Raw genomic sequence first — 19149 nt, 5'->3', positions numbered from 1 at the left:
AAGGCTGGCGGGGCCTTTCAACCCCGCCAGCGCAGATACTGCTGGTAGACCTGTTCACAGGGGGCTCCCGTCAGCGTGGTGTCGATGTTCACCGACCAGACGGGGGGCTCCTCTTCTCCAGTCAGAGCCCAGGCTGCCTGGCGAGCCGCACCGATGGCCACATACTCGTCCGGCTGCGGCAACTGCACATCCATGCCTAGGATTCCTGGGGCATAGGCTCTGACTGCTGGAGACTTGGCGCCGCCGCCGACCAGGAGAATTCTGGAGACCGTGGTGCCCAGCCGTTTCAGCAGCTCCAGACAGTCGCGTTGGGAGCAGAGCAGTCCTTCCACGAATGCTCTGGCCAGGTTGGTGCGCGTGGTGTTGGCCAGGGTCATCCCCTCCAGTCTGGCGTGGGCATCAGGGCGGTTGGGGGTGCGCTCGCCGTCGAAGTAGGGGATCAGAGTGATTCCTTCGGCCCCCGGCGAGGACTTCTTCGCCAGCTCGGCCAGACCGTCATAATCCGTCCCGAGAGCGGCCAGACCTGCGTCCAGGATGCGTGACGCGTTGATGGTACAGGCCAGGGGCAGCCAGTGGCCGGTGGCATCCGCGAATCCGGTCACCGAGGCGCTCATGTCATAGGCGGGGACAGGGCTGACCGCTGCGGCGACACCCGAGGTTCCCAAGGAGATTGAGACGTCGCCCACCTGCATTGCCAGGCCCAGCGCCGTCATGGCGTTGTCGCCGCCGCCCGGTGCGATGATGCAGCCGCCTGGTACATCTCTGCCGGCGATGCGGGGGTCAGCCTTGGCTCCGACCTGGTGGGGGCCAAGAACCTTAGGCAGGATCACACGCGCAGCCATACCCTCGGGCAGGGCCATGGCCAGCAGGTCACGCCGGTAGCAGTCAGCGGCGGGGTCGTAGTAGCCGGTGCCGGAGGCATCGGAGCGATCGGTGAAGAGATCCTCCAGCCCTGGTTCGGTCTCCGGGTCGGCTGCGGGACCATGACCGGCGATGACCCAGCTCAGCCAGTCGTGGGGGAGGCATATGGCCGCGATAGCCCTGGCATTATCCGGCTCCACCCTGCTGACCCAGGCCACTTTGGTGATGGTCAGCGAGGCAACGGGGGAGGAGCCTACAGCCCGCACCCAGGCTTGTTTGCCGCGCATGGCCAGGTCCTGATCCGAATTCGGGTCCTTGTTTGGCCCGTCGTTTTCCGTTTCGGTGCTTTCAGCTTCTCCGGTCTTGGACTTGGCTAGCCGGATGATGAGATCGTCGGCATCAGGAGCCGAACGCGTATCGTTCCAGAGCAGGGCATCCCTGATTACCTGCCCCTGACGGTCCAGCAATACCATACCGTGCTGCTGGCCTCCCACGCTGATGGCTGAGACATCGTTCAGACCTCCTGCCTGGGCTGAAGCCTCCTGAAAGGCCTTCCACCAGGCCATAGGATTGACGCTGGTGCCTGCCGGGTGTTGAGCCTTACCGAAGCGGACCAGCCGACCGGTCCGGGCCTCGGTGACCCTCACCTTGCAGGACTGGGTCGATGTGTCCACTCCCGCCACCAGGATCTCATTCATGTCAGCCTCCTTGCTTTCCAGGCTCCGGTCATTGGAGTACCCCATCATAGTATCTCAATTATTAAATCGATAAACTAAATGTCCTTGGTGTGGGCCTCTCAATTGCTGACCTGCCGTCAGAGTGGAACGTAAGATATTGAAGAGGCCTAGAATTTAGCGGGTCTGTGTTCGTTCATGAAAGGTTGTTGAACCGTGACTGCCCTGCGCTCTATCAATCAGGATGATCTGAGGAACCACAACCTCTCGGTCATCATCGACACCATTCTGCGGTCGCCTACCTTGCTCAGCAGGGCGGATTTGGCCAAGGCCACAGGGCTGACCAAGGCCACCATGTCGCTTCTGGCGGGGCTCCTGCTCAGGAATCGGGTGGTGCGCGAGCAGGAGCCTGAGACCTCGCAGAGCAACCACGGGCGACCCAGCACTCCGTTGTCCATCGCACACGGGCGCTGGGCCGGCCTGGGCTTGCAGATCAATACCGACGGCTACGGCTGTCTGGCCATGGATCTGGATGGGACCCTAATCGATTCAGCCTGGGTCAAGGACGATATGCACGAGGCGGAGCCCGATCAGGTCTTCACCAACTTGGAAAAGCTGGCCAAGCCCATCGAACGTAAGTTGTCACGTCGCCATTACCGTACAGTGGGTTCGGGCCTGGCCCTGCCCGGTCTGGTTGGTGGCGACACCACCCTGCTTATGGCCCGCAATCTGGGATGGGAACGTCTGGATTTGCAGGACTTCCCCCTGGTTCGCCGTCTGGCCCCCCGAGTGGGCAACGAGGCGCGTCTGGCAGCCCTCGCACAGATTCCCGGCTACGCTGCCCAGCGTCCCGCTGACGGGCATGAGGGACCGCTTTCACCCACAGACTCTTTTATCTACATCTCAACTGACATAGGCATCGGCGGGGCTGTGGTGCGCCGCGGAGCCGTGGAGACAGGGGATCACGGGTTCGCTGGCGAATTGGGACATGCCTCGGTGGATCTGAACGGGCCCACCTGCCGTTGCGGTCGCCGTGGGTGCCTGGAAACCTATGCCGGGCGCAGGGCTCTGGTTGAGGCAGCCGGCATCGCCACCGGAGCCGAGGCGGTCACGCCTCAAGCCATGGAGGAACTCTACCAGCGCTGGCAGCAGGGAGACGCCAAAGCCGTTGATGCCATTGACCGTGGGCTCGATGCCATGATCTCGGTCATCGCCTCTGCCATCAACATTGTGGATGTGGATACAGTCATCCTGGGGGGATTCTGGTCGCACTTCGGGGGAAATCTGGCCCAACGTCTGCAGAATCGTCTCAATCAGCTGACCCTGGGCCGGGATGCCGTGGACATCCGTGTGCTCATCCCCACCCAGGCCGATTACCCGGCCCTCAAGGGAGCAGCGCTGGTAGGTCTGCGCCGCTTCATCGACAATCCGCTGGATTTCTTTGAGGACTGAGTTGCCAAGGACTGAGCCGTCCAAGGGTTCAACGGCCGGCCTACGACTGGTCGGAATTGGCGGGCAGCTGTCTGCCACCGACCTTGAAGAGGGCATGGGCATCTCCGCCATGCAGGCGTTTCAGATAGGTTCGGGCTCGAGCCATGCGTTCCACAGTGGTCTGGGCCAGCGGGGCTGGGAGTTGGTCGGAGTCGAACCAGCCGACTGACAGGCTTTCCTCGTCACCGACATAGGGGTCGGCATTGCCGTTGGGGTCAGGCCGGCAGATGAATAGATGATCCATGTACATGGTCCGGTCACCGTTGGCATAGGTGACCACCTGCCGGGAGGATGTGACCGCCGCCAGGTCAGAGACGATCACATCCACCCCGGTTTCCTCCTTGACCTCGCGGACCACGGTGTCGGCCGGGTCCTCTCCGGGTTCGTTGATCCCGTAGACCAGGGCCCACTGGCCGGTGTCAGAGCGCCGGCCCAGCAGGACGCGGCCCTGGCCGTCAGTGACGAAGGCTGTCACGCCGTTCAGCCAGAGCAGGTCATGACCTATGGACCTGCGCAGGCTGAGCACGAAGTCAGGAGTGGGCATGTATCAGTCCCGGTCCGGGTCGGCCAGAGCGGCCCGCTGCGCCATCCAGGCCTCCACCTCTTCCACGGTCTTGGGAATGCCTGCAGACAGCCACTGGGGCCCTTGCTCGGTCATGAGCACGTCGTCCTCCACGCGCACGCCGATGCCGCGGAACTCCGGAGGCACCAGCAGGTCGTTCTCCTTGAAGTAGAGTCCGGGCTCGATGGTGAAGATCATCCCAGGGGCGATGGGGGCACCCTGGTAGGACTCGTACCTGGCCTCCGCACAGTCGTGCACGTCCAGGCCCAGGTGGTGGGCGCATCCGCAAGCGTGCCAGCGGCGGTGCTGCTGGCCCTGCGGGGAGAGGGACTCCTCCACGCTGACCTTGAGGATGCCCCACTCGTGCAGCGTTTCGGCCAGCACCCGCATGATGGCATGGTGGATGTCCGAGTAGGTGGCGCCGGGCTTAGCGGCTTCGAAGCCGGCCTGCTGGGCCTTGAGCACGGTCTGGTAGATCCGCTTCTGCAGGGGGCTGAAGGTGCCGCTTACAGGGAAGGTGCGGGTGATGTCAGCCGTGTAGAGGCTGTTGACCTCCACGCCGGCATCGATCAGGAGCAGGTCGCCCTTCTGGACTGTCCCATCGTTGCGCATCCAGTGCAGGATGGGGGCGTGCTTGCCCGAGGCGATGATGGAACCGTAGCCCACGTCGTTGCCCTTCTCACGGGCGTTGGCGTTGAAGACACCCTCCAGCATCCGCTCGGAACGGGGCTTGCCTACCACCTGAGGCAGATGGGTCAGGATCCGGTCGAACCCGTCCTTGGTGGCCGCTATGGCCTTGCGCAGCTCGTTTACCTCATAGTCGTCCTTGATCATACGGGCCTCTGAGGTGAACTCCTCGAGCTTGTCGTCGGCTTCCTCATTGCGGTCCGGACCGCCGATGCCGTTGGCCTTGCGGGCGGCCTCCACCTGGTTCAGGACCTCCTGGTCTGCAGTACGGATCACACGCAGCTTGACCGCTCCCTGGTCCGGTCCCAGATCCTTGGCGATGGCATCAGGGAAGGAGGCAATGTCCTTGGTGGGGATGCCGGTCATGATGGCCAGCTCCCGCAGACCGGCCCGGGGACCCACCCAGTACTCTCCGTACTGAGCGGACCGGTAGTAGTCGCGGGTGGACTGATCGGCCCGGGGGTGGACGAAGAGCTCAGGGGTATGGGTCAGGCCCTTGGCGGCCTCAGGACTGTCAGGGTCCACAGGGTCCAGGACCAGGATGGCTCCGGGTTCATAGTCCTCGCCCAGGCCCGTGTAGTAGGCGAAGGTGGTGTCTGGGCGGAAGGCGTAGTCGTTGTCGTTGTTTCGGGTCTTGTAGGAACCAGCGGGGATGACCAGGCGCTCACCGGGGAAACGCCGGCCCAGCTCACGCAGGCGGCGCTCGGTGTATTTGCTGGATTCCAATGGCTCGATCTGGGGCTCCTGGGCCTGCCAGCCGGTGGTCATGAACTTCTGGAAGGCGGGGGAGTTGGGTCGCAGGGTGCGGTTGTTCACCCGATCGTCCATGTTCTGCTCATCCAGGTCCACGTTCTTGGGATCGGTGTCTCCTTGTAGATGCTCCTGTGCGGATGCGGTCACGTCCGGCCTCCTTGAAATTCGGTTCTTACTATGTTGGTTCCATGGTAGTGCGTTTGGCCGATGTGACAGTCGGCTGTTTCGGCCTTCAATCGGGGTCGGTCGCGCATAGAATAGGCGGGAAGCATCCACAGCCAGCAGGAGGCGCAGGCAGAATATGTCATTCGAACACCCCAATAGCAAGGGTCAGAATATTCGCGATGTCGAACGGGCCATCATGGCGCGTCCCGCTGAGCATGACAGCCCCAATCTGGACTTGGACAGGATGGGGATGATGCTGGACCTGCTTGGCCACCCTGAGCACAGCTTCCGGGTCATCCATGTCACCGGGACCAATGGCAAGGGATCCACCGCGCGGATGGCCGAGGCTCTGGTGAGGGCCTACGGTCTGCGCACCGGGCTCTATACATCGCCCCACCTGGAGCGGATCAATGAGCGGATCGCCATCGACGGCAAGGAGCTCTCAGACGAGGACTTCGTAGACCTTTACCAGCAGATCGAGGATTTCATCGCCATGGTGGACGACCGCTTCGCTCAGAAGGGCAGGGCTCCCATGAGCTTCTTCGAGGTTCTGACCGCCATGGCTGTCTGGGCCTTCGCTGATGCCCCTGTGGATGTGGCCATTGTCGAGGTGGGGATGGGCGGCCGCTGGGATGCCACCAACGTCCTCGATGGCGATGCCTCCATCATCGGGCCGGTGGACATGGACCACATGCAGTGGCTCGGAGATACGGTCGAGCAGATAGCGGGGGAGAAAGCCGGGATCATCAAGCCCAAGTCCACGGTCATCGTCGGCGCACAGCCTCATGAGGATGCCGTCATGCCCATCATCGAGCAGGCTGTGCGCGAGCAGGGTGCCCCCACCCTGCTGAGGGACGGCAACGAGCTGGAGGTGGTCTCCCGCATGCCCGCAGTGGGTGGTCAAGTGGCCACCTTGCGCACACCCCAGGGGCTCTACAAGGATGTGCCCATCGACAAGTTCGGGGAGCACCAGGCCCACAACGCCTTGGCGGCCCTGGCGGCAGCCGAGACGGTCATCCCCGTCAATGGGGCCTTGGATCAGGATCTGGTGGCCGAGGCCTTAAGCCAGGTACGCATTCCTGGACGGATCGAACAGGTGCGCACCTCGCCCACCATCATCATCGATGGCGGACACAACTTGAACGCAGCCCAGTCCCTGCGTGCGGCCATCGAGGAGAACTACGACTTCAAGCAGCTGGTGGGCGTGATCTCCATGATGGCCGACAAACAGGTGGAGGACTATCTGGGCATACTGGAGCCCGTGCTGGACAGCGTCGTGGTAACCGAGAACTCTTGGAAGGGCCGGGTCATGCCGGCTGAGGATTTGGAGCGGGTCGCCATACGGGTCTTCGGAACCGACAGGGTGGTCCGGCGCGACCGGATGCCCGATGCCATCCAGACGGCCGTCGACATGGTCGACAGCGAGGATCAGACCGGCGTGGGCTATGGCCGTGGGGTGCTGATCTGTGGCAGCTTCGTCACCGCCGGCGATGCCCGCACCCTGCTGGCCGAGCGTCCCAACCCCGATCTGGCCAAGCCTAAGGCGGAGCGCGCCTGATGTATCTCAAGGAGCTGACCCTCAAGGGCTTCAAGTCCTTCGCCTCGGCTACTACCCTGCGCTTCGAGCCGGGCATCACCGCTGTGGTGGGCCCCAACGGATCAGGCAAATCCAACATAGTCGACGCTTTGGCTTGGGTCATGGGCGAGCAGGGGGCCAAAAGCCTGCGCGGCGGATCCATGGAGGACGTCATCTTCGCAGGCACCTCCTCCAGGCCGCCGCTGGGCCGGGCGCAGGTCACCCTGACCATCGACAACACCGACCGGACCTTGGACATCGACTACACCGAGGTCACCATCAGCCGGACCATCTACCGCAACGGCGGGTCCGAATACGCCATCAACGGTTCCGACTGCCGCCTGCTTGACATCCAGGAGCTGCTCAGCGACACCGGGCTGGGCCAGCAGATGCACGTAATCGTCGGCCAGGGGCGGCTGGATGCCATCCTGCGGGCTGATCCCGCCGGCCATCGGGCTTTCATCGAGGAGGCGGCCGGCATCCTCAAGCACCGCAAGCGCAAGGAACGGGCCCTGCACAAGCTGTCCAACACCGAGGCCAACCTTTCCCGTCTGGATGATCTGATTGGCGAGATTCATCGGCAGTTGGGACCGCTGGGTCGCCAGGCCAAGGTCTCCCGCCGAGCAGACATGATCCAGGTCAGTCTGCGGGACGCCCAGGCCCGTATCCATGCCGATGATGCTCTGACTTCGCAGAAAAAGCTGGAGAATCTGCGCTCGCAGATGGTTGAGACCCGGCGGCGGCTGGCCAGGGGACAGGAGGACCTGACCAGGGTCAAGCTGAGCATCGAACAGCTGGAGGGGCTGGATAGGCAGTCCAGTCCGGCCCTGGATGCGGTCAACCAGCAGTGGAATGACCTGACCAAGCTCGGTGAGCGTGCCGGATCCCTGGCATCCCTGGCCAGGGAGCGCAGCCGTTCGCTGGAGGCGGGCATGGTGGCCGATCAGGGTCAGGATCCCGGGGTGCTCAGGCGGCGGGCCGACGAGCTCAAGGGCCAGGCCGACCAGGAGGAGGGCCAGGTCGGAGCCGACCGGATCGCCCTGGATGGCTGCGTTCAAGCCCGTGCGGATCTGGAGCGGCGGCTGGCCGCTCACCGGCAGACCATGACCGAGCTGCGGCAGGCTGCCAGGAAGCGACAGGCTCGGCTTGGTGATCTGGCGCAGCTGGTGGCCAAGGAGGAATCGGCTCTGGAACTTTCCAGGCAGCGTGAGCGCGACCTGACCCGCCAGCAGGGTCAGGTCAGGGAAGGCCTGGAGCGTGCTAGAGACCGGGTGCGGGACCTGGATAATCAGGAGGAAAACCCTGAGCAGGACGGCAAACAGGCCCTGGATCAGGCGGGTCAGGTCAGGGACCAGGCCCGCAGCAGACTCAACGATCTTCAGGAGCGGGAACGTCGAATTCAGTCCGATGCCATCTCTGCTCAGGCCAAGGCTGATGCCTTGGCGGACACGCTGGACCATCGCGGCGCCGGCGAGGCCCTGTCCCAGGCCGGGGATCCGGCCCTGCTGGGCCTGCTGAGCGACTTCGTCCGAGTACAGGACGGCTGGGAGGAGCCTCTGGCCCAGGCCCTGCATGACTATGCCTCGGCCCTGGTGGCCAAGGATGAGCAGACGGTCGACCAGATCCTGGAGCGGGCCCGTCAGGATCGCTTGGGACGCGCCGCGCTGATCTCGGCATCAGGCCCGATCAAGGGCGCAGGCGTAAGGCCTGGTGACGGCCCATGGCGGTCGGCCGCTGATCTGGTAACCCTGCGGGAACATCCTGCCGATCCTGACCGGGCCCAGGGGGTGCTGGATGCTATCCGCAGTCTGCTGGCTGCTACAGCTGCCGTCGATGACGTTGATCAGGCCCATCATGCCCTGGAGGACGGGTGGCAACAGGCGCTGACTCGCCTAGGCGACCTCTACGACCGGGTAGGCGCCGTAGGCGGATCCGCTCCAGCTACCAGCGACTTGGCGCTGACCGCGCGTAGGGATAAGGCCCTGGCGCAGGTGGAGGCCCTCCAGGAGGAATCCAAAAAACTGCAGCCTCAGATGGAAGCGGCACGTGCCGTCCTTGAGCAGGCAGAGCAGAAGCTTCAGGAGGCGCGCAACCAGTGCACTGAGGCCCGGGTCAAGGCCGAGCAGGCCGCCAGGGAGCTGGCGGCAGCCCGCAAGGAATCTGATCGAGCCCAGGCCGGAGTCAAGGATCTGGATGACCGGCTGGCCCAGGTGCGCGACCAGGTGCGCACCCACGAACTCAAACTGGAAGATCTCAAGGCCGGCCTGGCCCGTGCCCAGGAGGACGGGGAGTCTGACTCTGACGACCCGGAGGGCATGGAAGACCGGCAGCATGAATTGGAGATGGATCTGGACCAGGCCCGCACCGCCGAGATGGAAGCCAAGCTGACCTGGACCGAGAGCGATCGGCGGCATGCCTCCCTGCTGCGTCAGATCGATCTGCTGCGGGATCAGGCCGAGCAGGCCGAACGCCATCGTCAGCGAATAGGTGAGGAGAATCGTCGGCGCAAGGCTGGCATGGCTTCCCTGGGGCTGATCGCTCTCAGGGCAGACCTGCTGGCCCAGCTGATCAAGGAGAGGATGGAGCGTGCTGCCCGCCGCCGGGATCAGCTCAGGGCCAAGGCCTCGGCCCATGACAAGGAATTGACAGATCTGCGTGCCAGCAGGGACGCTCTGGAACCCAAGGTGGCCGGTCTGCGCCAGGATGAGCACGGTCTGGACCTGGAGCGGGAGCGTCTGGCAGGTGAAGATGGTCGTCTGCGTCAGCGCATCCAGGATGACCTGGGCATGGAGCCGGAGGAACTGATCCGCGAATACGGCCCAGATCATCCGGTTCCCGTCCTGGATGACGATGGCAACCCGGTGCCCCTGGACCAGGAGGGGATGGGCGAAGATGGGGATTCGCCAGCTTTCAAAACAGTGCCCTACCGGCGCGGTGAGCAGGAGAAACGGCTGGCCAAGGCCAAGCGGGACCTGGCGGCCCTGGGCAAGGTCAACCCGCTGGCCACCGAGGAATACGAGGCTCTAGAGTCCCGCAACCGCTACTTGCACGAGCAGCGTCAGGATGTAATAGGTTCACGGGATGACCTGATGGCCTTGGTCAAGGATCTGGATTCGACCATGGTCACAGTCTTCAAGGAGGCCTTTGACGACACCGCCCAGGCTTTCGAGCGTATCTTCGCTACCCTCTTCCCAGGCGGGCGCGGGCGACTGCGGCTGGAGGATCCGGACGACCTGCTGACCACCGGCGTTCTGGTCGAGGCCAGCCCGGCCGGCAAGAAGGTCCGCAGGTTATCCCTGCTTTCGGGTGGAGAGCGGTCGCTGACAGCCTTGGCTCTGCTTCTGGCCATCTTCACGGCCCGGCCCAGCCCCTTCTATGTCATGGACGAGGTCGAGGCCGCCCTGGACGACGTGAACCTGACCAGGCTGCTCAAGGCCTTCGAGCAGCTGCGGGAGCATGCCCAGCTGATCATCATCACCCACCAGCAGCGGACCATGGGCATCGCTGACGCTCTCTATGGGGTCACCATGCGGGGTGACGGGGTGACGGCCGTCATCTCTCAGCGGCTGAAGGATCCGGATCGTTCAGGTCGCGAAGAGTCCGAGCCCGATCAAGGTTGACCTGTGTCAGGACCGCCTGAGAGTCCACGATGGGCCGCTGCGGCATGGCGGGATCCTTCTCTGCCCTGTATGACCGGCTGGAATTCTTTGATTTATTTGAAACCACCTGCCAGGTGGCTGTGCGTCCCGTTCTGCCACGGGGCATCGGATTTTTATCTCGGGGCTTGTCGGGATAGTCATCCTTGGGCTGTTCCGGTGGCTCCCAGATTGTAGCTTTTCGTACCCAGCAGGCGAGCTACCACATGGTCGTCGCCCTCATAGGGCACGTGGCTGCCGTCCTTCTTGATCCAGCGTTCCTCGCCTTTGCCGATGACCAGGGTGACGCGTAAACGGTCCCTTGGCTGGCCTGGATCCCCTACGGCCTGCTTGATGGCCTGGGTCCTGTCCGGCTCGATGCTGACATCCAGGTTCGGATTGGTCACGAAGCCCAGCATCTGCTGGTCCACCTGGTCCGAGCTCTCTCCGTCCTCATCGTCGGCGGTCAGGATCAGGCGATCGACACGGTCCTGAGCAGCGCTGACGATGCCCTCCCTGCGATCGATGGCCTTTCCGCCAGCGGAACCGGAAACCAGAGTAATCAGGGGTTTACGCTCGCCGTAGCGCTCATCTACAAAATTCAGAAGAGCTGTGACCGAGGCCTTGTTGTGGGCGTAGTCGACGTAAACCACCCGGTTGTCGGCCTTGAAGCGTTCCATCCTGCCGGCGATTCTGACGTTCCCCATGGCCTGGATGGCTCCGGAATCAGGCTCCAGACCCAGACGGGTCAGCATGGCCAGGGCGGCGGCCGCGTTCAAGGCGTTGAAATCCCCGTCCATGGACAGACTGACCGGCCGCAGGGCTCCGTCGGAGGGCCCTATCAGGTAGTCGTCGCCCTCACCGGGAGCCTTGCGGACCAGGAAGTCGGCCTGTCGGGTTCCATCGCCGAAGGTGGTCACTGGAACTCCGGCGGCGCGGGCATCCTGACGAATCAGGTCGGCTCCGCGCGCATCGGCTCCCAGGACCAGCTGCCGGCTGTTGTAGGTTATGCGGCGCTTGCAGTAGAAATAGTCCTCAAAACTGGGATGCTCGATGGGGCTGATGTGGTCTGGGGAGATGTTCAGGAATGCCCCCAGATCGAAGGTCAGCCCATAGACCCGGTCCACCTTGTATGCCTGGGAGGAGACCTCCATGACCATGTAGCGCATGCCCGCATCCACCGCATGGCGCATCATGCGGAAGAGGTCCAGCGACTCGGGGGTGGTCAACTGGGATTCCTGGTAGTGTCGGCCGTCCAGGCAGTTGTCCACCGAGGAGAGCAGGGCGGCGCGGCCCCCGGAGAGCCTGGAGAGCATGGCCTGCAGGAAGTAGGCAGTGGTGGTCTTGCCCTTGGTGCCGGTGATTCCCACCAGGGTCAGCCGGTCCTGGGGACGGCCATAGAAGGCTGAGGCCAGCAGGCTCATGGATTTGCGCACGTCGTTGACGATGATACCCGTAGCTTTGGTGTGTGCGGACAGGTCCTGCTGAGCCACGTAGGCCGCCGGTCCTTCCGGGCCGCAGGAATCCAGATATTCAGGCAGGAAGCGTCCCTTGCAGAAGAGCAGGCTGCCAGGTCCCGCCTGACGGGTGTCGTAGGTGACATCGGTGAAAGGCCTGGATGGCTGGATATCCTTGGGCGAATCCAAGGTCCACCGGTCGCCTTGGATCACCTCGCGCAGCTGATCATGTTCGTGCAGTAGCTCCAAGGTCGAAGCCATCGTCAGCGCCATGCCGTCTTCCCCCTTGTCCGTTGGGTTGTGCCTGTCCCGATAGGAGATCTGACCGAGACCAGACCCAAGTCTATAACCCCGTTGAGGCCGAAGAAGGCGGGTCCGGCGACCCTTTGACTGAATGGTCAAATGCGGGTAGCCGCTCATCATGACCGCCCCTTGCTCTGCATTTCCAGGCAGAGGCCAGTGGACGTCAGGGCCGGGGTCAGAGCCAGGTGTCAGTGACCGGTCGGCGCCCTTGTGAGATCAGGTGCTGGTTGAACTGGTCCCGCCACTTGGCCTGTGCCTGCCGCTGCCAGTCCATAAGGGAGTCCATGGTGATTCGGGCCACCTGGGGGAAGAGGGTGGTCATGGGCTTGATCAGATCCACGGCCGCCACCGTATCCGCCGTGGCATTGTGGAAGTTGCCATGGGGGATGACGCCGTAGTACTCGCTGGTCATTCCCAGGGTGCGGCGGCCCGACCGGTGGGAGATCTCCCTGTCCAGGACCAGAGGGTCCACCACCAGCAGATTCCCCTCGCTCAGGGGCTTGACTGACCCTGAGCACCAGTGGGCGATGTCCCCGTCCAGCATCTGCACGTCGAAGGGGGCGTTGTAGGCCAGCAGGGGGATGCGCTTGTTCTGGGCGCGGGCGATGAATCCGGCCATCTGCTCGGTGGCCAGCTCAGGCTCCATGCCCTCAGTGGCCAGCTGATCATCGGTGAACCCGTTGACCCTGCTGGCCCCCTTGCTGATATGCCGATGCGGATTGACTATCCAGGTGGCTACTACATCCCCTGCGTAGCCCTTGGTCGGGTCACGCAGAACCAGACTGGCCGAAACAATGCCGTCCTTGCCTGGTTTGGTGCCCGTGGTCTCGGTGTCGAACCCCAGAAGCCAGGAGTCCCCTAGGCGTGTCGACCCCTCCTGTTGCGGGGCTGACTGAAGCGCCTGCTCCATGCTTGTGTACTCGGTGTTTTCCATAAGCGTGATTTCTCCTCAGTCTTTATGGTAACCGAGGAGCGACCGGCCCGCGACCGGGTCGGAACCGCGACGGGCGAGGGGGAATGGCACAATAGGGGATGTGGCAGATACCAGCAAACTCGAAAGCAGAAAACGTCAATTCGAGGCCCTGGCCATGCCTGCGGTCGATGTGCTTTACCGACAGGCCATGCGCCTAACCAATAACCCCGACGATGCCCAGGATCTGGTTCAGGACACTTTCGAGCGCGGATTCAAGGCCTTCGACCGCTTCCAACCCGGCAGCAATTTCGAGGCCTGGATGACCACCATCGAACGCAACGCCTACTTCAATCAGTATCACAAGGCCAAGCGGCGTCCGCAAAGGGCCAACGACTCGACTGGCGAGTACAACGACTGGGATATTTATTCGGCATCGGAGCACGGGTCCGAAGGGCTCAAATCCGCTGAGCAGGAATACATGGAGACCTTCGCCCCCGAGGAGATCATGGCCGCGCTGAATCGGCTCAGTCCGGAACGCCGGCGGGTCTTCATCGACGCAGCCATCGATGGCAAGAGCTACCAACAGGTCGCCGACGAGGAGGGCATCAAGATCGGCACAGTCATGAGCCGACTGAATCGTGCGCGCTCGCAGTTACGCCAGGAGCTGGAGCGGTATGCCAAGGAGCGTGGCTACCAGCAGGAGCGCGGGGCTGCAGGCAAGCCCTCAGCGGAACACCATGGACCTGTTGAGGTCAGGCCTAGTATAAAAAAAGAGATCAGCAGCAAGGGGCATTGAGGGCCCCCGAAGATCGGGTATCAGGAAGTGGGCAGGAGCATGGACGGACGCGTGGAGATGAGTCACTACGCATACGATGACGGCGGCTCTGTCAGGGTGACCCACACCAGCCTTCGCATCTACCAGGATGCCTCCTGCGTTGATCCTAGCGACTGCTTCGATCCGGATTCCTGCTGCGACGAGCGGGAGCGCATGGTCATCGAGGAGTTGCGTCGGTATCTGCGTCCCGAATGCGCTCCGGACTGCCTGCTGGACCGGCTCAGGCACATGTTCGATCAGATGGATGAACTGGAGCAGGGGACCGCGGAACGCACTACGGACAAGTAGATTCAGTTAGGTAGATCCCGTCGATTCCTTGGCGGTACGACGGTTCTATCCGACTGTTCAGGCTATTGCAGGGATCATGGTCATGCTTATGCAGCCATGGTTTTTTTATGTATATATGCAAAACCCCGGCACCGTTGGTGCCGGGGCAGACGATCAGGTGTTCGGCCTCTTGCCGTGATTGGCGGCCTTCTTGCGGCGATCCCTGCGCTTGCGTCCGCGCATGCCCATGATTGGACTCCTTTGCTACTGATGTACCTATAAGCCTTGCCGATTATCGCACACTGGGCTGACCTTTGTCGACCAACCAGGCTGTTCAGACCTCTTGTGCCCGGTAACCCACCTGGGTGGTGTAGACGGCTGCAGGCTGCAGAATGACCAGATTCCGACCAGTTCTGAAGGCGTTGGCATAGGCGGTCATGGGCTCCACGGCAACACCGGCCGGGCGCATGCCCGCGTCAAAGCCGGTTCCAGTGCAGACCTGCCATGAGGTGATGGTCTCATCGCCCCAGAGCTGAATTCGGATGCCGTCCGGCCTAGTGAACCAGGCCGAGCAAGTGCCGTCGTCGTCCCGCTCCACATCAGTCCAGGCATCGTCGAAGTCCGCATCCTCACCCAGCGCAGGGCCCTGGCGCAGATCTGTTCGCCCTTGGACGGGTTCGGTACCGGTGGGCAGCAGCCTGTCGGGATCGACCACCACGTGGGTGCGGCAGGGAATAGACAGGGTGCAGGGAGCGTTGTCTTTCTGAATCTGGTCACCGACGCCCTTTTTGCCGTTGGCTAGCCAGGGGTGGATGCCGAAGGCCCAGGGTGCAGCATCATCGCCCAGGTTCAGAGCCCGGGTGGTCATGGTCAGCCCCTGGTCGTCCAGGGTGTAGGTGACGGTGACAACCACGTCGAAGGGGTATCCGCCCATGTCCGGCACCCGCCAGGAGAGGCTGACGGAGTCCTCGGTCAGGGCTTGCAGCCGCCAGTAGGCCCGGTATCCGTAGCCGTGAATGGCGGTGTTCCGGTCATGCTCGTCGATGGGCAGGGTGTAGGTGTGGCCCTGGAATTCGTAGGTGCCATCCTCGATCCGGTTGGGGAAGGGTACCAGCACGTTCCCGTTGCTGCAGGGTACGGTTCCATTCGGGTCAAATGAGGCCAGCAGGTCTTTTCCCCGGTATTTCAGGACACGCAGGATGGCTCCCAGCTCGGTCACCACCGCCTCGTAGTCCCCATGACGGATGCTGTACTGCTGTCCTGTCCGGGGCACGGCCCCGCCCATCATCTCGTTCGTATGCATGCTCCCACTTCCATAGTGCCGTTGATGCTTGGTACGCCACCATCCTAGCGCCTGGGCGGTCTTGGCTTCTTGGTGAAAGAGTGGCGAATGGACTATCGGGGGCCGCTTTGGCTTTCTACCATGGATTTGCAGCGTCCGGAACCGTCCGGATTGACATCGATAAGGAGCGGCAGTGGCAGGATTTCGGACCACCGTGTGCGAACAGCCGATCCCGCAGGGGCATGGCCGGGTCATCCTTGCTGATCCGCGCGGGTTCTGCGCGGGGGTGGACCGTGCTATTCAGACTGTGCAGACCATCCTGGATGCGGACAACCCCCACCAGGGTCTGCCCCCGGTCTATGTGCGCCGGCAGATAGTCCACAACCGGCATGTGGTCGAGGACCTGTCCCGGAGAGGGGCTGTGTTCGTGGACGAGCTGGACCAGATTCCCGATCAGGCTGTCCGTGCCGGGGTTCCCGTGGTCTTTTCGGCCCATGGAATCGCCCCCTCGGTCGTCAAGGAGGCCCAGCGGCGGGGGATGCGCGTGGTCGATGCCTCATGCCCCCTGGTCAGCAAGGTCCACCGGGAGGTCCAGCGTTTCGTCCGGGACGGCTACTCGATCATTTACATAGGCCACCGGGGGCACGACGAGGCTATTGGAGTCATGGGGGAGGCACCTGACCGGGTTCATCTGGTGGAGCATGAGGCCGATATCGAGGCTTTGGACTTCGGTCCGGACACGCCGCTGGTCATGCTGACCCAGACCACACTGAGCCTGGATGAGACCGCCGATCTGGCTGCGGCCCTGCGTCGACGCTTCCCCTGGATAGAGGAGCCGCCGGGTTCCGACATCTGCTACGCCACCCAGAACAGGCAACAGGCGGTCAAGCTGGTGGCCGGTCAGGCGGACTGCATGATTGTAGTGGGGTCGGCCAACTCCTCCAATTCGGTTCGTTTGGTCGAGGTGGCCCGTCAGGCCTTGGATGCGCGCTTTCCTGGTCAGGGTGAGCAGAGGGCCCACCGGGTCGACGATGCGGGAGAGCTGGACCAGACCTGGCTGCAGGGCATGGACTCAGTAGGGCTTACCTCGGGTGCTTCGGTTCCAGAAAACCTGGTTCAGGGGGTGCTGGAAACCCTGGCATCCCGAGGATTCACCCGGGTAACCCGAGAACGAGCAGTCGACGAGCACATGCACTTCGTCCTGCCTGCTGCCCTGCGCTCAACACGCGCGTCCAAGAAGATTCCACAGCCGCAGGGCTGAGCCCCAGCGCTAAAATCTCTCAGTCGGTGGCTAGAGGTGCGGTCTTGGCCTTGAGAACCCGTATCAAATCCCTCGGGTCCAGACCCAGGCTGATCCCGCGCTTGCCGCCGGAGACCATAATGGTGTCGAACTCCAGGGCACCTTGGTCCAGCACAGTCAGGTGTTGGGTCCGTTGGCCGAAGGGCGAGATGCCGCCCAAGACATATCCGCTCTCCCGCTCGGCCTGGGCCTTGTCGGCCATACGAGCCTTTTTGGCACCCACGGCAGCTGCCAGGTGCTTGAGGTTCAGATGGCCGGTCACCGGTACAATGCCGATGACCCGCTCCTTACCCGTGTCGGCCATCAGGGTCTTGTAGACCATGCGCGGATCCAGGCCCAGTTTTTTGGCTGCCTCGATGCCGTACCCCTGGTCCATGTGGTCGGCACTGTGATGATACTCGTGGACGGTGAAGGGAACCCCCAGACGCTCCAGCTGGGCCATGGCCGGAGTCGCGGCATCCGAGTCCACCCGCTTCTTCTTGCTCATGGCTCCATGCTAAGGTACTGAACGTTTGCGTAGGCTTAGGGGTGTCTTTGGTGCGATCTCGTGGAAAGGGTAGTCCATGACCGCTGTCAATGTCTGGCTGCTCGATGCGGTGACGGGCGGATGGGGGCTGGCCGTGCTTTTCCTGGCAGCTTTTCTGGATGCGCTGATCATTCCCATACCTACAGAGCTTATGGTCCTGGCCACGGCTTCGGCCTTTCGAGCCTCGGGGCGACCCCTTCCCATCCTGGTCTTTCTGGTTTGCGCCCTGGCCTTTGCGGGCGGCGATGCCTGCACCTATGGGCTGGGGCGACTTGTCCCGTTGAATCGTCTGGCCGTCTTTCGGGGTGCAGCAGGCAAGACTGTGACATCATGGGCCCACCGGGCGCTACTGCAGGGAGGCGGCTTCTTCACACTAGCCTCGCGGTTCGTGCCGTCGGGCCGGACCGTGGTAAATCTGACTGCCGGGGCGGCGCGGTATCCGTTGGCCCGTTATCTGCCCCTGGCTGCACTGGCTGGTCTGCTCTGGTCCATCTATATGTGGACCTTGGGGTATCTGGCCGCCTCTTGGCTGGAAAACAACCCTCTGGCCGTCATGGCCATCGGGTTTCTGGTGGGCATGGTCGTAGGCCTGGTCTGCGACTTGGCCATGCGGGCGCTCACCCGGAGGCGCTGATTATAAGCAAGAGGTCCGCCCCCGAAGGGAACGGACCCCGAAATCGCTATGGCCGGAAGAACCGGCCGGATGCTCAGTCGCCCAGCTTGGCGAAGTAGAGCAGGGTGCGGATCATGTTGCTGGTGAATCCGTACTCGTTGTCATAGAAGGCAACAGTGCGGACCATCTGATCGTCACCGTAGGTGTTGACATCGGTCTGCGTGGGATCGAAGATGCCACCGTGGGTATCGCCGATCACATCGGAGGAGACGATGCCCTCGTCGTTGTAGCCGAAATAGTCCTTGCCCTCGAAGGCCTTCTTGGCGGTGTCGTTGATCTCGTCGACGGTGACCTTCTTGTTCAGGATGCAGAACAGTTCGGTGACGGAGCCGGAGGGAACGGCCACACGCTGTGCATGTCCCTGCAGCTTGCCGTCGACGGAGGGAACGACCTTGCCAATGGCCTTGGCGGCACCGGTGGAGTGCTCGATGGTGTTGAGGGCAGCGGCGCGGGTGTTGCGCGGCTTGTTGCCCTTGGGGCCGTCCAGCAGCATCTGGGAGCCGGTGTAGGCGTGGATGGTGGTCATGTAGCCGATGCGGATGCCGAAGTTGTCATCCAGCATCTTGACCATGGCGGCCAGGGATCCGGTGGTGCAGGAGCCGGCGGAGATGATCTTGTCGGAAGGCTTCAGGGTCTCCTCGTTGACGCCGTAGACCACGGTGGGCGTGGTGTCGTCCTTGGCGGGAGCGGAGATCAGAACCTTCTTGGCTCCGGCGTTCAGGTGGGCCTGGGACTTCTCAGAGGAGGTGTAGAAGCCGGTGCACTCCAGCACGTAGTCCACGCCGTCGTTCTTGACCCAGGGGATGTTGTTGGCATCCTTCTCGGCGTAGACCGGAATCTCCTTGCCGTCCACCACGATGGCGGTGTCGGTGGAGGTGACCGAGACATTGGTACCGTCGTCGTGACGGAAGGTGCCCTGGGTGCTGTCGTACTTGAGCAGATAGGCCAGAATGGCCGGGGTGGTCAGATCGTTGATGGCGGCAACCTCGATGTTGGAGGCGTCGCCGCCACGGGCCTGGAGCTCAAAGATGCGCCGGAAGGCCAGACGACCGATACGTCCGAATCCGTTGATGCCAATCTTTACTGTCATTCAATTCTCCCTTGGAGATTGGCCGTATACAGCACAAAAATTACCGGACCGTATATGGCCGATTACTGATAACATCTCATAGTTTATAGAACCCTATGT

At 62.8% G+C, this 19149-nt stretch carries 16 protein-coding genes; 7 read left to right on the top strand and 9 right to left on the bottom strand.

From position 1 onward, the window contains the following. Positions 1–17: 17 nt before the first annotated feature. Positions 18–1559 (bottom strand): xylulokinase, encoded by a 1542-nt coding sequence (locus CI603_RS07965; protein ID WP_121913755.1) that lies wholly within the window; start codon positions 1557–1559, stop codon positions 18–20. Positions 1560–1751: 192 nt separating this feature from the next. Here CI603_RS07965 and CI603_RS07960 point away from each other — a divergent pair, with 192 nt between their 5' ends. Continuing rightward, positions 1752–2987 carry an ROK family protein gene (locus tag CI603_RS07960; protein WP_121913696.1) on the top strand — a complete coding sequence of 412 codons (1236 nt, stop codon included), beginning with the start codon at positions 1752–1754 and terminating at the stop codon, positions 2985–2987. Between the two features lie 40 nt (positions 2988–3027). On the opposite strand, the gene CI603_RS07955 is transcribed toward CI603_RS07960, so the two are convergent. After that, positions 3028–3570: an NUDIX domain-containing protein gene (locus tag CI603_RS07955; protein ID WP_121913695.1), complete on the bottom strand. Its 543-nt coding sequence runs from the start codon at positions 3568–3570 to the stop codon at positions 3028–3030. A 3-nt stretch (positions 3571–3573) separates the two neighbouring features. Next, entirely contained in the window at positions 3574–5124 is a 1551-nt protein-coding gene (locus CI603_RS07950; RefSeq protein WP_259465521.1) for an aminopeptidase P family protein, read from the bottom strand. Between the two features lie 205 nt (positions 5125–5329). Between CI603_RS07950 and CI603_RS07945 the strand changes: the two genes are divergently transcribed. Then, positions 5330–6751 (top strand): folylpolyglutamate synthase/dihydrofolate synthase family protein, encoded by a 1422-nt coding sequence (locus CI603_RS07945; protein WP_121913693.1) that lies wholly within the window; start codon positions 5330–5332, stop codon positions 6749–6751. Beyond that, positions 6751–10389, top strand: a complete 3639-nt coding sequence (smc, locus tag CI603_RS07940; protein ID WP_121913692.1) for a chromosome segregation protein SMC — start codon at positions 6751–6753, stop codon at positions 10387–10389. Before CI603_RS07945 ends, smc begins: the two co-directional genes overlap by 1 nt. A gap of 176 nt (positions 10390–10565) precedes the next feature. Here smc and CI603_RS07935 read toward each other — a convergent pair whose 3' ends face one another. Further along, the gene (locus CI603_RS07935; protein WP_121913691.1) at positions 10566–12134 is read right to left on the bottom strand and encodes a Mur ligase family protein; all 1569 of its coding nucleotides are present in this window, start codon (positions 12132–12134) and stop codon (positions 10566–10568) included. 205 nt (positions 12135–12339) lie between these two features. Next, positions 12340–13098, bottom strand: a complete 759-nt coding sequence (locus tag CI603_RS07930) for an exonuclease domain-containing protein (protein ID WP_121913690.1) — start codon at positions 13096–13098, stop codon at positions 12340–12342. A gap of 154 nt (positions 13099–13252) precedes the next feature. On the opposite strand from CI603_RS07930, the gene CI603_RS07925 reads away from it, so the two are divergent. Both CI603_RS07925 and CI603_RS07920 read left to right on the top strand, forming a co-directional pair. Beyond that, the gene (locus CI603_RS07925; protein ID WP_121913754.1) at positions 13253–13873 is read left to right on the top strand and encodes a sigma-70 family RNA polymerase sigma factor; all 621 of its coding nucleotides are present in this window, start codon (positions 13253–13255) and stop codon (positions 13871–13873) included. A 39-nt stretch (positions 13874–13912) separates the two neighbouring features. Then, positions 13913–14200, top strand: a complete 288-nt coding sequence (locus CI603_RS07920; protein ID WP_259465519.1) for a hypothetical protein — start codon at positions 13913–13915, stop codon at positions 14198–14200. Between the two features lie 153 nt (positions 14201–14353). On the opposite strand, the gene CI603_RS09290 is transcribed toward CI603_RS07920, so the two are convergent. Together CI603_RS09290 and CI603_RS07915 are read right to left on the bottom strand one after the other, a co-directional pair. Next, a complete protein-coding gene (locus tag CI603_RS09290) occupies positions 14354–14428 on the bottom strand; it encodes a 50S ribosomal protein bL37 (RefSeq protein WP_099327425.1) in 75 nt (24 codons plus the stop codon). A gap of 85 nt (positions 14429–14513) precedes the next feature. Then, a complete protein-coding gene (locus CI603_RS07915; protein WP_121913689.1) occupies positions 14514–15482 on the bottom strand; it encodes an aldose 1-epimerase family protein in 969 nt (322 codons plus the stop codon). A gap of 172 nt (positions 15483–15654) precedes the next feature. Here CI603_RS07915 and CI603_RS07910 point away from each other — a divergent pair, with 172 nt between their 5' ends. Further along, positions 15655–16722, top strand: coding sequence for a 4-hydroxy-3-methylbut-2-enyl diphosphate reductase (locus CI603_RS07910; protein WP_121913688.1), 1068 nt, complete (start codon positions 15655–15657; stop codon positions 16720–16722). Between the two features lie 19 nt (positions 16723–16741). Here the strand turns inward: CI603_RS07910 and ybaK are convergent, their stop codons facing one another. Then, positions 16742–17248 carry a Cys-tRNA(Pro) deacylase gene (gene ybaK / locus CI603_RS07905; protein WP_121913687.1) on the bottom strand — a complete coding sequence of 169 codons (507 nt, stop codon included), beginning with the start codon at positions 17246–17248 and terminating at the stop codon, positions 16742–16744. Positions 17249–17324: 76 nt separating this feature from the next. Here ybaK and CI603_RS07900 point away from each other — a divergent pair, with 76 nt between their 5' ends. Then, positions 17325–17921 carry a DedA family protein gene (locus CI603_RS07900; RefSeq protein WP_121913686.1) on the top strand — a complete coding sequence of 199 codons (597 nt, stop codon included), beginning with the start codon at positions 17325–17327 and terminating at the stop codon, positions 17919–17921. 73 nt (positions 17922–17994) lie between these two features. Here CI603_RS07900 and gap read toward each other — a convergent pair whose 3' ends face one another. Further along, positions 17995–19050 (bottom strand): type I glyceraldehyde-3-phosphate dehydrogenase, encoded by a 1056-nt coding sequence (gap, locus tag CI603_RS07895; RefSeq protein ID WP_029677985.1) that lies wholly within the window; start codon positions 19048–19050, stop codon positions 17995–17997. Positions 19051–19149 lie beyond the last annotated feature (99 nt).

It is taken from the genome of Bifidobacterium sp. wkB338 (assembly GCF_003688325.1).
Classification (GTDB): domain Bacteria; phylum Actinomycetota; class Actinomycetes; order Actinomycetales; family Bifidobacteriaceae; genus Bombiscardovia; species Bombiscardovia polysaccharolytica.
This window is presented reverse-complemented; position numbering and strand designations above follow the sequence as displayed.

Bases quoted from the DNA above. Each gene is read 5' to 3' on its own strand.
- smc (WP_121913692.1), top strand. From the start codon at position 6,751: ATGTATCTCAAGGAGCTGACCCTCAAGGGCTTCAAGTCCTTCGCCTCG.
- CI603_RS07925 (WP_121913754.1), top strand. From the start codon at position 13,253: ATGCCTGCGGTCGATGTGCTTTACCGACAGGCCATGCGCCTAACCAAT.
- CI603_RS07965 (WP_121913755.1), bottom strand. From the start codon at position 1,559: ATGAATGAGATCCTGGTGGCGGGAGTGGACACATCGACCCAGTCCTGC.
- CI603_RS07935 (WP_121913691.1), bottom strand. From the start codon at position 12,134: ATGGCGCTGACGATGGCTTCGACCTTGGAGCTACTGCACGAACATGAT.
- CI603_RS07945 (WP_121913693.1), top strand. From the start codon at position 5,330: ATGTCATTCGAACACCCCAATAGCAAGGGTCAGAATATTCGCGATGTC.
- CI603_RS07915 (WP_121913689.1), bottom strand. From the start codon at position 15,482: ATGCATACGAACGAGATGATGGGCGGGGCCGTGCCCCGGACAGGACAG.
- gap (WP_029677985.1), bottom strand. From the start codon at position 19,050: ATGACAGTAAAGATTGGCATCAACGGATTCGGACGTATCGGTCGTCTG.
- CI603_RS07900 (WP_121913686.1), top strand. From the start codon at position 17,325: ATGACCGCTGTCAATGTCTGGCTGCTCGATGCGGTGACGGGCGGATGG.
- CI603_RS07930 (WP_121913690.1), bottom strand. From the start codon at position 13,098: ATGGAAAACACCGAGTACACAAGCATGGAGCAGGCGCTTCAGTCAGCC.
- ybaK (WP_121913687.1), bottom strand. From the start codon at position 17,248: ATGAGCAAGAAGAAGCGGGTGGACTCGGATGCCGCGACTCCGGCCATG.
- CI603_RS07955 (WP_121913695.1), bottom strand. From the start codon at position 3,570: ATGCCCACTCCTGACTTCGTGCTCAGCCTGCGCAGGTCCATAGGTCAT.
- CI603_RS07920 (WP_259465519.1), top strand. From the start codon at position 13,913: ATGGACGGACGCGTGGAGATGAGTCACTACGCATACGATGACGGCGGC.